General features: G+C 29.9%; 13 protein-coding genes. 12 read left to right on the top strand and 1 reads right to left on the bottom strand.

Annotated elements, in window-relative coordinates; all coding sequences use genetic code 11:
* The first annotated feature begins 65 nt into the window (after positions 1-65).
* From ylxM to brnQ, 9 genes are all read left to right on the top strand, one after another.
* A complete protein-coding gene (gene ylxM, locus KXZ80_RS12455; RefSeq protein ID WP_021429599.1) occupies positions 66-434 on the top strand; it encodes a YlxM family DNA-binding protein in 369 nt (122 codons plus the stop codon).
* Positions 431-1,783, top strand: a complete 1,353-nt coding sequence (gene ffh / locus KXZ80_RS12450) for a signal recognition particle protein (RefSeq protein WP_021429709.1) — start codon at positions 431-433, stop codon at positions 1,781-1,783. The genes ylxM and ffh overlap by 4 nt, the downstream gene beginning before the upstream one ends.
* A gap of 39 nt (positions 1,784-1,822) precedes the next feature.
* Positions 1,823-2,095: a 30S ribosomal protein S16 gene (gene rpsP / locus KXZ80_RS12445; RefSeq protein WP_021429667.1), complete on the top strand. Its 273-nt coding sequence runs from the start codon at positions 1,823-1,825 to the stop codon at positions 2,093-2,095.
* A 23-nt stretch (positions 2,096-2,118) separates the two neighbouring features.
* Positions 2,119-2,346: a KH domain-containing protein gene (locus KXZ80_RS12440; RefSeq protein ID WP_021429642.1), complete on the top strand. Its 228-nt coding sequence runs from the start codon at positions 2,119-2,121 to the stop codon at positions 2,344-2,346.
* Between the two features lie 87 nt (positions 2,347-2,433).
* Positions 2,434-2,949, top strand: coding sequence for a ribosome maturation factor RimM (rimM, locus tag KXZ80_RS12435; protein WP_021433785.1), 516 nt, complete (start codon positions 2,434-2,436; stop codon positions 2,947-2,949).
* A gap of 15 nt (positions 2,950-2,964) precedes the next feature.
* Entirely contained in the window at positions 2,965-3,657 is a 693-nt protein-coding gene (gene trmD, locus KXZ80_RS12430; protein WP_021433784.1) for a tRNA (guanosine(37)-N1)-methyltransferase TrmD, read from the top strand.
* Positions 3,658-3,763: 106 nt separating this feature from the next.
* Positions 3,764-4,108 (top strand): 50S ribosomal protein L19, encoded by a 345-nt coding sequence (gene rplS, locus KXZ80_RS12425; RefSeq protein ID WP_021433783.1) that lies wholly within the window; start codon positions 3,764-3,766, stop codon positions 4,106-4,108.
* A 139-nt stretch (positions 4,109-4,247) separates the two neighbouring features.
* Positions 4,248-5,153 carry a ribosome biogenesis GTPase YlqF gene (gene ylqF, locus KXZ80_RS12420; RefSeq protein WP_021433782.1) on the top strand — a complete coding sequence of 302 codons (906 nt, stop codon included), beginning with the start codon at positions 4,248-4,250 and terminating at the stop codon, positions 5,151-5,153.
* Positions 5,154-5,477: 324 nt separating this feature from the next.
* Positions 5,478-6,800 carry a branched-chain amino acid transport system II carrier protein gene (gene brnQ, locus KXZ80_RS12415; protein ID WP_021433781.1) on the top strand — a complete coding sequence of 441 codons (1,323 nt, stop codon included), beginning with the start codon at positions 5,478-5,480 and terminating at the stop codon, positions 6,798-6,800.
* A 59-nt stretch (positions 6,801-6,859) separates the two neighbouring features.
* Here the strand turns inward: brnQ and KXZ80_RS12410 are convergent, their stop codons facing one another.
* Entirely contained in the window at positions 6,860-7,753 is an 894-nt protein-coding gene (locus tag KXZ80_RS12410) for a LysR family transcriptional regulator (RefSeq protein ID WP_021433780.1), read from the bottom strand.
* A gap of 203 nt (positions 7,754-7,956) precedes the next feature.
* Here KXZ80_RS12410 and KXZ80_RS12405 point away from each other — a divergent pair, with 203 nt between their 5' ends.
* The 3 genes from KXZ80_RS12405 (at position 7,957) to KXZ80_RS12395 (ending at position 12,373) form a co-directional block, all read left to right on the top strand.
* The gene (locus KXZ80_RS12405; RefSeq protein ID WP_021433779.1) at positions 7,957-9,657 is read left to right on the top strand and encodes an FAD-dependent oxidoreductase; all 1,701 of its coding nucleotides are present in this window, start codon (positions 7,957-7,959) and stop codon (positions 9,655-9,657) included.
* Positions 9,658-9,766: 109 nt separating this feature from the next.
* Positions 9,767-11,041 (top strand): YeeE/YedE family protein, encoded by a 1,275-nt coding sequence (locus KXZ80_RS12400; RefSeq protein WP_021433778.1) that lies wholly within the window; start codon positions 9,767-9,769, stop codon positions 11,039-11,041.
* 9 nt (positions 11,042-11,050) lie between these two features.
* Positions 11,051-12,373, top strand: a complete 1,323-nt coding sequence (locus KXZ80_RS12395; protein WP_021433777.1) for an APC family permease — start codon at positions 11,051-11,053, stop codon at positions 12,371-12,373.
* Positions 12,374-12,409: the final 36 nt, after the last annotated feature.

The raw sequence follows: 12,409 nt of genomic DNA, 5'->3' as shown, positions 1-12,409 counted from the left end.
TATGATATAAAATACAATGTGTAAAGGAATTAACCTTTACAGTAAAGCAAGTGGGAAGTGTAATAATGAATCTAGAAAAATTAGTAGAAATTGGGTTGTTATTTGAACAATACAAAATGCTTCTAACTGATAAGCAAAGAGAAATTGTATCACTTTATTACAATGAAGATTATTCTCTTGGAGAAATCAGTGAAAATCTAAGTGTTTCAAGACAAGGAATATATGATACATTAAAGCGTTCTGAAAAAATTTTGAAGGATTATGAAGCAAAATTAGGCTTAGTTAAAAAGTCAAAAGAACGTGAAAAAATTACACAAGACATATATAATAAAGTTGTTGACATTAAACAAGATTTATTGCAAAATAGAGATTGTGCTAATTTAATCCCTAAGGTAGAAAATATAGAAGATTTATGTAGGGAGATGTTAAAATGATATTTGAAGGATTAGCAGATAAACTACAGGGCGCTTTAGGTAAATTAAAATCTAAAGGTAAGCTTACTGAAAAAGATGTTAAAGATGCTATGAGAGAAGTTAAGCTAGCTTTATTAGAAGCTGATGTTAACTTTAAAGTAGTTAAAGACTTTGTTAAGAAAGTTCAAGAAAGAGCTGTTGGACAAGATGTTATGGAAAGCTTGACACCAGCACAACACGTTATAAAAATAGTTAATGAAGAACTTACAAGTTTAATGGGTGATGTTCAAAGTAAAATAATGATATCGCCAAAGCCACCAACAGTTATAATGATGGTAGGTTTACAAGGTGCAGGTAAGACAACTACATCTGGTAAGCTTGGAGGATACTTTAAAAAGCAAGGTAAGAAGCCCTTACTAGTGGCTTGTGATATATATAGACCTGCAGCGATAAAGCAATTACAAGTTGTAGGTGAAAAATTAGATATACCAGTGTTTAGCATGGGAGATAAAGAAAGCCCAGTAAATATAGCAAAAGCTGGATATAATCATGCAGTAAAAAATAACCACGATTTAGTTATAATAGATACAGCGGGTAGACTTCATATAGATGAGACTTTAATGGAAGAGTTACAAAATATAAAATCTGAAGTTAAGCCGCACGAAATACTATTGGTTGTAGATTCTATGACAGGACAAGATGCAGTTAATGTTGCACAAAGCTTTAATGATGCTCTTGGGGTTGATGGAGTAGTTTTAACTAAGCTTGATGGTGATACTAGAGGTGGGGCAGCACTTTCAATAAGAGCTGTAACACAAAAGCCTATAAAGTTTATAGGTATGGGAGAAAAGCTAGATGACTTAGAGCCTTTCCATCCAGATAGAATGGCATCTAGAATATTAGGTATGGGAGACATCCTAAGCTTAATAGAAAAGGCTCAAGAAAATATAGATTTAGAAAAAGCTAAGGAATTAGAAAGCAAAATTAAAAAGCAAGATCTTGATTTTGAAGATTTCTTAGAACAAATGGAACAAATTCAAAAGATGGGTCCTTTAAATAAGGTAATTGAAATGATTCCTGGTATGGGTCAAGTCAAAGACCAACTTGGGGACATCGATATGAATAATAAAGAAATTGTTAGGACTAAGGCAATCGTACAGTCTATGACAATAGAAGAAAGAAGAAATCCTAGTATCCTAAATGCTTCAAGAAAGAAAAGAATAGCAAGAGGTAGTGGTACTAGTGTTCAAGATGTAAACAGACTTATAAAGCAATTTGATGAGATGAAAAAAATGATGAAGATGTTTACAGGAACTCAAAAAAGCATGAAGAAAAGGGGAGGCTTTGCCGGTTTACCTTTCTTTAAATAATAGAAAACAAAAAGATAAAAATTTTTCGGAGGTGTCGATATGGCAGTTAAAATAAGATTAAAAAGAATGGGATCAAATAAAAAACCTTTCTACAGAATAGTAGTAGCAGATTCTAGAGCTCCAAGAGATGGAAAGTTCATAGAAGAAATAGGATTCTACAATCCAATATCTCAACCAAAGCAAGTTAAAATAAACGATGAGAAAGCTGTTAAATGGTTAGGATGTGGAGCACAACCAACTGATACAGTTAAAACTTTATTAGTTAACAACGGAGTAATGGAAAAGTTCGAAGCTTCTAAGCAAGCTAAGTAATTTTCTTTTAGGAGTGAATTGATATGAAAGAGCTAGTACTAGATATAGCAAAGGCTCTTGTCGATAATCCAGAGGCAGTTGAAGTAGAGGAAACTTTTAATGATGGAGAAACTATCTTAAAATTAAAAGTAGCCCCTGATGACATGGGTAAGGTTATCGGTAAGCAGGGTAGAATAGCTAAAGCTATAAGAACTGTTATAAAATCTGCTTCAAATAGAGACCACAAAAAGGTTACTCTTGAAATAATATAAAGGATTAGGTATTAACCTAGTCCTTTTTGTATATACTGTGTATATATTGCGCAAAGATAAAGCATAATTTTTAAAGAAGGTGAGATTATGGAAAATAAATTAACTCATTTTAAAATAGGACAAATAGTAAAAACACAAGGTTTAAAAGGTGAAGTAAGAATTTACTCCACAACGGATGATATATATAGATATGACGACTTGGATGCTTTTTATATAGGAAAAGACCTTAATACAGAATATAAAGTACAAAATGTTAGATATAAAGGTAACTTAGTTATAATGAAAATAAAAGGAATAGATACAGTAGAAATGGCTGAAAAGATAGTTAACAAAAATATCTATGTATCTAGAGAAGAGTCAAAAGAATTAGATGAAGACGAGTTCTTTATTGCTGATATGATTGGTATAGACGTTTATACAGTAGATAATAAACATGTAGGCGTATTAGATGATGTTTTACAATATACAGCTAATGATGTTTATGTAATTAAAGGTGAAGATAATAAAGAATATCTTATACCAGCTGTTATGAAATTTGTACCTGAGATAGATATAGAAGAAAGAAAAATGATAATAGACCCTATAAAGGGAATGTTAGATTAATTTTAAGGTGATATTATGAGATTTCATATAATGACACTATTCCCAGAAATATTCAACTCTTATATGAATGAGAGTATAATGAAAAGAGCTGTAGAAAAAGGTATTATTGAAGTAAACATATACAATATAAGAGACTTTTCTACTAATAAGCATAAAAAGGTAGATGATTATCCCTTTGGAGGTGGAGCAGGTATGGTAATGACTCCACAACCAATATATGATACATATAAATATATTATAGATAAGTTTGATATAAAAGATCCTAGAGTTATATACTTAACGCCTAAGGGTAAAGTTCACAATCAAAATATAGCTAGTGAAATGTCAACATTTGAAGATGTAATACTTTTATGTGGTCACTATGAAGGAATAGATCAAAGAATTATTGATTCTATAGTTACCGATGAAATATCTATAGGAGATTATGTATTAACAGGAGGAGAACTTCCTGCACTGATTCTTATAGACTCAATTTCAAGGCTTATACCAGGTGTATTAAGTCAAAATGAATCCTTTGAAGAGGAATCATTTAAAGATGATTTATTAGAGTACCCTCATTATACTAGACCTAGAGAATTTATGGGAATGGAAGTTCCGGAAGTTTTACTATCTGGAAATCATAAGAAAATAGATGAGTGGAGACATGAGAAATCTATTGAAATAACTAAAGAAAGACGTCCTGATTTATACAAAAAAGCTTGTAAATAAATAGGACATATAGTATAATAAAATCTGTTGAAAAAATAAAACGGGCGTTCCTCTGCTTACAAATGGTCAAGTAATTAAGAGCGTCTATGATACCAGGAGGATTAAAATGAACGAAATATTAAGATCATTAGAGCAAGAGCAATTAAAAAATGAAGTTCCTAACTTTGGACCTGGGGACACTGTAAAAGTACACGTTAGAATAGTTGAAGGAAAAAGAGAAAGAATACAAATATTCGAAGGTGTTGTATTAAAGAGACAAGGTGGAGGAGCTAGAGAGACTTTCACTGTAAGAAAAATATCTTTCAACGTTGGAGTAGAAAGAACATTCCCTGTTCATTCTCCAAAATTAGAGAAGATAGAAGTAACTAGAAAAGGTAAAGTAAGAAGAGCTAAACTAAACTACTTAAGAGGTAGAGTAGGTAAAGCTGCTAAGATAAAAGAAGCTAGATAATAAACTTTACTATACAGGGGACTGAGATTTCAGTCTCCTTTTTTACTATTAATTAGATTAAAATAAATTTTTATAAATATAAATTATAAGTTTAGATAAAATAATTTGTGTTTTTAATATTAGAAAAAGGAGAAAATATATGAAAATACAAAGAATGACAGATGAATACTTAAGAGATGATAGTTTACATATAAACTGGTATCCAGGGCATATGAAAAAAACTAAAGACTTAGTAAGAAACAACTTAAAATTAGTCGATGTTGTTGTAGAACTTTTAGATGCAAGAATACCACTTAGTAGTAGAAATCCTGATATAGATAGATTCGTTGGAGATAAACCAAGAGTTGTAGTTTTAAACAAAAGTGATATATCAGATCAAAATAAATTAAATCAATGGGTTGATTATTACAAAAAAAGAGGAATAAAAGCTATCCCAGTAGATACTTTAAAGGGAAAAGGCGTAAATAAAATAATAGAAGAATGTAAAAATGAAACTAGAGAAAAAATGGAAGCTTTAGTTAAAAAGGGGAGAATAGAGAGACCTATAAGAATAATGATAGTTGGAATTCCAAACGTAGGTAAATCTTCTCTTATAAATAAGCTTACAGGAAGAAAAAGTACTCAAACAGGAGATAAGCCAGGCGTAACTAAAGGTAAGCAATGGGTTAAGTTAAAAGGTAACTTAGAGCTATTAGATACTCCAGGTATATTATGGCCTAAATTTGAAGATGAAGAAGTAGCTTTAAAATTAGCATTTTGTAGAGCTATAAAAGATGAAGTTTTAGACGTGGACACTTTAGGGCTTAAATTAATAGAGAAATTAATGGAAATAGAACCAGAAAAATTAAAAGAAAGATATAAACTGGACGAGCTTGGAGAAACTCCTATAGAAACTATGGATAAAATAGGAATTAAAAGAGGTCTTATTTTGAGAAAAAATGAGTTGGATTATACAAGAATTGCAACAACAGTTCTAAATGAATTCAGAGATGGTAAGATGGGAAGGATAACTTTAGAAGTACCTAAAGATATGATTGATTGTTAAAGCTATGTTAATAAATAGAGATTAGATAAAAAAATAGAATCCTTCAAAGTAAGTGTTTTCACTGTAAAGGGGCTATTTTTATAAAGTCTAAACTCTATTTTTTTTCATTTATACTTAAGCCATAAAAAAAATTTTTTATGATAAAAATTTAACTTAGAGGCTGAAGTATTTGGAATAACTTAACTCTAGAAATATATAATTTTATACAGAATATTCAAAATATTTTGTATATTGACAATATTATTGACAGTTAGAAAAAACTATTATATAATATTTTCAGAATATTTAATCTAAATAAAAAGAAATTTTTTAGGGGGCTTTAATATGAAAAATACGAACAAAGATATAATTATAGTGGGATTTGCACTTTTTGCTATGTTCTTTGGAGCAGGAAATCTTATCTTCCCACCATTTTTAGGACTTATATCTGGTGAAAGTTGGATGACGGGATTCTCAGGATTTATATTAGCTGACGTAGGACTAGCATTACTAGCTATAGCAGCAGCAGCAAAATGCGGTGGAGATGTTAATAAGATTTTAGGAAGAGCAGGTAAATCTTTATCAAAAGTTGTAGGAATAGCTATAATGATTTGTCTAGGACCTTTATTAGCAATACCTAGAACAGCAGCTACAACATTTGAAATGGGTGTACAACCTATAATAGGAAATGCTGTATCTCCAGTAATATTCTCTATAATATTCTTTGCAATAGTGTTATTACTTACAATAAGACCATCTAAGGTTGTAGATATAATAGGAAAAGTGTTAACACCAGCATTACTTGTTGCGTTAGCTCTTTTAATAATAAAAGGTATAATAACACCATTAGGACAAATAAGCCCAGACACTTTAGTAGACAACGTATTTTCAAATGGAGTATCACAAGGATATCAAACAATGGATGCGTTAGGAGCAGTTGCACTTTCAACTATAATAATTGCATCTTTACACAATAAAGGATATGAAAGTAATTCAGAAAAAGTGAGTTTAACGATAAAAGCTGGTATAGTAGCAGGAGTAGCTTTATGTTTTGTTTATGGAGGACTTACATTCTTAGGAGCAACTATATCTCAAAATTTTGCAGGACAAGATATAAGTACAATATCTCAAGCTTCATTAATAGTTGGAATAACAGAACAATTACTTGGATATCCAGGTAAAGCTATACTAGGAATAATAGTAGCTCTAGCTTGTTTAACAACAGCTATAGGATTAACATCAGCTACAGGACAATACTTTACTAAAATTACTAACAATAAATTAAAATATGAAGTAGTAGTAATAGTTGTATGTATATTCAGCGCTATAGTATCTAACTTTGGAGTTGACACTATAATTAAATTCTCAGCACCAATACTTGATATGGTTTACCCAGTAACGATACTATTAGTAATAACAACATTATTTAAAGATCAAATTAAAAATGATAATGCTATAAAAGGTGCAGCTTATGTAACTTTAATAATAAGTATATTAGGTGTAGTTAATTCATTAGCTAAAACTTATGGATTACCAGTACACATACCATTCTTAGAAGTATTACCATTTGCTAAGATAGGATTTAACTGGATAGTACCTGCGATAGTAGGTGGAATATTAGGAAACTTTGTTAAGACAAGTAACTGCATGAGCGTAGAATACGAATAATAAAAGTTAATATAAGAAAATAAAAAGTCGTTGATAATTTTATCAACGGCTTTTTTATGTTAGTAGCAAAAGCATCTTTTATCTGATTTTATAAAATTTATAAACTTTCGTTCTGAATTAGTTAATGTGTAATCTTTTCTATAAACAACGTAGTATTCAAAGTTAGTATTAAAATTAGGAATTTGAACTTCCTTAAGTTGCGAAGATCTTATACTATGTCGTGCAATTATCTCAGGTAAAAAAGCAAAGCCCATACCTGATAATATAGATGATTTTATAGACTGAGGAGAATTCATACGAAGTGTAATATTTAAGTTATCAACTTTAATTGAATGCTTATCTAGGAGTTTTTCCATAAGTATTGAAGCTGCACAATCTTTCTCTCTAAATATCAATGGAATATTGTAAATTTCATTGATAGAAATTTTAGAAATGTTTTGGTTAGGATTTGTAACTAAAATAAACTTATCTGACAATACATGTTCAAACACTAAATCATCATTACTAATTTTACCTAATACAATACCTAGGTTTATGTCGTTTTCTATTAACTTTTTTAAAATATTATTTGAATTATCTATGCTTAAGTTTATATCTATTCGAGGGTTAATTTCCTTAAATGTATAAATAGCACAAGGTAAAGTATATTCACCTATATTTTTACATGCGTTTATATAAAGAACTTCTTTATCCTTTTTTAAGCATTCTAAGTCTTTTTTTATATTATCTTCAATAGAGAGTAAGTTTGAAGCATATTGAAAAACAACCTTTCCTTCCTCTGTTAACTCAACACCTTTGTTTCCTCTAATCAATAATTTTACCTGAAAAGTATTTTCTAAGTTTTGGAGTTGCATGCTTAATGCAGGTTGTGTTATGTGTAGATGTTTTGCAGCTTTAGAGATATTATTATGTTTTACTGTAAAATAAAATGACCTCAAAAAATCTATATTCATGTGTTCACTCCTTCTAGGTATAAGTTTCTACAACGATTAATAAAATTATACCATTTAAATGATGGGAAATAGCATAGTATAAGAAATGCTTATGCGATATAAGGGAATGTTATTAGAATATTGTTAAAAAATAAATTAAAATAAAAATAGAAGAAAAGGTTATTACAAATCAAACTTTATAAATGGACTTTGGAGGGCTAGATATGAGTAAAAAAATAGTAATAGTAGGTGGAGTAGCTGGTGGAGCTTCAGCGGCAGCAAGGTTAAGACGATTAGGAGAAGAAAATCAGATAGTAATGTTTGAAAAAGGACCTCATGTATCATTTTCAAATTGTTGCTTACCATACCATTTAAGTAGCATGATTGAAGATTCAGAGGATTTAGTTCTTATGAATCCACAAGTATTTTATAAACAATATAGAATAGATGCTAGAGTATATAATGAAGTTGTTTCTATAGACAGAGAAAATAAAAAAGTGTTAGTAAAAAATGTGGTTACAGAAGAAACTTATGAAGAAAGTTATGACAAGCTAATATTGTCTCCAGGAGCCAAAGCAATAGTTCCAAATTTAAAAGGTATTGATAATATAAATTTATTTACAGTAAGAAACGTAGTCGATATAGCAAAGTTAAATACATTTATAAAAGAAAATGAAGCTAAAAATATATCGGTAATAGGTGGAGGTTTTATAGGAATAGAAGTAGCAGAAAATTTAAAAGAAGCTGGATATAATGTGAATTTAATCGAAGCTACTGACCAAATAATGAAGCCATTTGATTATGATATGGTTCAAATTCTTCACAAAGAAATTCATGAAAATGGTGTTAATTTAATTGTAGGAGATAAGGTCGTTGAATTTGAAAAAAATATAATTGTACTTGGTTCAGGTAAAAAGGTAGAAGCAGACGCCGTGGTTATGGCTATAGGGGTTACACCGGAAACTACTTTAGCTATAGATTGCGGACTAGAAATAGGAGAAACAGGAGCGATTAAAGTTGATTCAAATTATTTAACAAGCGATAGATATATATATGCAGTGGGAGATGCTATAGAAGTATACAATGCATTAAGTAATAGTATAACAAAATTACCTCTTGCAGGACCAGCACAAAAGCAAGCTAGAGCAGTAGCAGATCACATACATGGTATCCCTGTTAAAAATACTGGTTTTATAGGTTCGTCTTGTATACAGGTGTTTGGATATAATGGAGCATCTACTGGATTAAATGAAGGGCAAATAAAAGCCTTAGGAATGGGAATAAATTATGAAGTAGTAAGAGTTATACCTCAAGATAAAGTTGGATTAATGCCAGGAAGTATGCCTCTTCACTTTAAACTTATATATGAAGTTCCTACTGGAAAAATTTTAGGGGCTCAAGCAATAGGTAAAGGAAATGCAGATAAGAGAGTTGATATAATAGCAACATTGATAAAGCTAGGTGGAACATTAGAGGATTTAAAAGATTTAGAGTTATGTTATGCACCTCCATTTGGAACTGCTAAGGATGTAGTAAATATGGCAGGCCTTGTAGGTTCAAACTTGCTACAAGGTATATTTAAACAAGTATATGTTCATCAAGTGAGAGACTTAGTTGAAAACAATGAAATTATAATAGATGTAAGAGAAGAAGATGAATACAAAGATGGTCATATAAAAGGAGCTATAAATATACCTCTTAGTCAAATAAGAGATAGAATAAATGAAATACCAAAAGATAAGAATGTATATTTACATTGTAGAAGCGCTCAAAGAAGTTATAATGCTATAATGGCTTTAACACATATGGGATTTGACAATATATATAATATATCTGGTGGTTTTATGGGAATATCTTTCTATGAATACTTTAATGATGTAAAAGAAAATAGAACTCCGATAGTTACAAAGTATAACTTTAATTAAAAAACTAAGTACATATCACCTAAGTATTTACATTAGGTGATATATACATAAACTAACTAAAAATTTAAAATTAATTGTTTGATAAATAACAAATAATTAGGAGGAATATATGATAAATAAAACTTCAATAATAAATAACTTAAATGAAAATAAAGTATCTATTAATTATACACAAACAACTTTAGCGATAATAATTTTATTAGGAATGGGTGCTTGGGCAATATTTGAATCTAACATAAAGTCTACTCTAGGATTTGAAGTCCTGATAGGTTTAGCTATGGGATATGTGCTTCAAAGGTCAAGGTTTGGATTTGCAGGGGGGGTAAGAAGAATATATATTACAGGAGAAAGTAGCTTAACGACTGCACTTATTTTATTATTTTCTATAACTATACTAGGTACTACTGCCATACATTATGGAGCAGCCATAAAAGGTATAGATATACCGGGAATAGCATCTGTTGAACCAGCTAGCTTGGCGACAATTGCAGGTGGAATGATGTTTGGTATTGGAATGATGTTTTCAGGCGGATGTGCATCTGGAACACTAACTGATATGGGTGAAGGAGAAGGAAGAGCATTTATAGTAATAATATTTTTCGTATTGGGTGCATTATGGGGAGTTCATGACCTTCCTATGTGGAAAGAAACATTTTTATTTAATATAGGAACTACAGTTTATTTACCAGACATATTTGGGTATTTTGGATCTCTAGTTATATCATTGTTAGGATTTTTAGGCATATATGTATTTGCTAAAAAATATGAAAGTAAAAGAAGAAAATCAAAAACTTTAATAATACCTGAGTATGCAGATTGGGAAAAAGAACTACCTGAACAAAAAAAGTATAAGTTCTTTTCTAAAAAAACTTATCATAAATTTTTCATTGAAAGATGGTCATTTAATAAAGGCGCTGTAGTATTTTCAATATTATTTTTATCATTATTAATAGTTTCTGGCAAAAGTTGGGGAGTTACTACTTCGTTTGCAAAATGGGGTGGATGGGCAAGTAACTCTTTAGGGGTTGTAGATATTTCAACTTGGCCATGGTTTATAGATAAGATGGAAGAAATGAGCAAAGGATTTTTAATGGATGGAGGATCATTAAGAAATATTGGCTTAATAATAGGATCATTGGTAGCTGCATTATTAGCTGGTAGATTCTCATTTAAATTTAGATTTACTTTTAAGGATAGCTTTGTTTATATAATAGGTGGATTATTAATGGGATATGGGTCAAGAATTGGATTAGGCTGTAACGCAGGAGCATTATATTCTGGAATAACTAATTTTTCATTATCAGGATGGGTATATCTACCTGCAATGGTTATAGGTGGAATAATAGGTATAAAAATAGTGCAGAAATTAAAGATAAATATGTAGGCTAAAATCATGAAATCATATTTAACTAAAATAGATTTATTCTCTATAGTTATAGGCTCGATTATTGGGTGGGGTGCATTTATGCTGCCTGGAACTAAGTTTCTTCAAGAATCAGGTATAATAAATACTGCATTAGGGTTATCATTAGGAGCAATTTGCATAATGATAATAGAGTACAACTATAGAGTTATGATGGAAGAACATGATGAAGAAGGTGGAGAATTCTCATATACCTATAATATATTAGGTAAAAACCACGGATTTATAGTAGGATGGTTTTTATTACTTGCTTACTTTACAATGATTCCTTTAAACGCAACAGCATTTCCTCTTGTTATAGAAAAAGTTTTTGGAGATATACTGAAATTTGGATATATTTACAATGTGGCAGGAGTTGATGTATATCTAGGGGAAGTACTAGTGTCTAATGTTATAGTTATACTATTTGCATACTTTAATATAAAGGGGATTAAAAATAGTAGCAAAATTCAAAACAAAATAATATTCACACTTATAATATTAGTAGCAGTTATTTTTATAACTATGTTTATTAAATCTGATAGAAATATAATTATTGATAATTACATTTCTAATTACAAATTTAACTTAAAACAAGTATTAACAACTTTTGCAATAACACCATTTGCTTTTGTTGGATTTGATGCTATACCTCAGCTTAGTAAAGAATATAAATTTAGTGCTAAAAAGGCATCATTGGTTGCAATAATTTCATTATCTATAGGAACATTAATATATAATGCTTTAAATATTATAACAGCTATGGCATATTCACCATATAAAGCTAAAACATTGGAGTGGGCACTTGGAAGTGCGGTATCTGAAAATTTAGGCAGATTAGGATTTGTACTTTTGGTAATAGCATTAATAGCAGCTATTTCTAGTGGTATAAATGGATTTATGATATGTTCGAGTAAATTGATAGGTTCCATAGCGGATTATAAAATATTACCTAGAAAATTTGGGGAATTAAATAATAAAGGAGTGCTTAAAAACGCTATAATATTTATTAGTGTTGTAAGTTTAATTGCACCTTGGTTTGGACGAACGGTAATAATCTGGATTGTGGATATGGCATCATTAGGAGCATCGATAGCTTATATGTATGTATCATATATAGCTATGAGAAAGGCTAGAAACTTTAAAAGTAAGATTATGTCACTCTTAGGGACAAGTATAAGTCTATTGTTTATATTACTTCTTTTAATACCTATGTCTCCAGCTAGCTTAGGAAAAGAGTCACTAATAGCACTAGGAATATGGATTTTATTAGGCTTTATATTTTTAAAATTTGGAAATTTAAATGAAAAATAGATTAAAAATAACACTGGCTAAATTATTATCGTGGTT

The sequence above is a fragment of the Paraclostridium bifermentans genome, from assembly GCF_019916025.1.
Taxonomy (GTDB): Bacteria; Bacillota; Clostridia; order Peptostreptococcales; family Peptostreptococcaceae; genus Paraclostridium; species Paraclostridium bifermentans.
The sequence above is the reverse complement of the archived record's forward strand: the minus strand, read 5'-3'. Positions and strand labels throughout refer to the sequence as shown.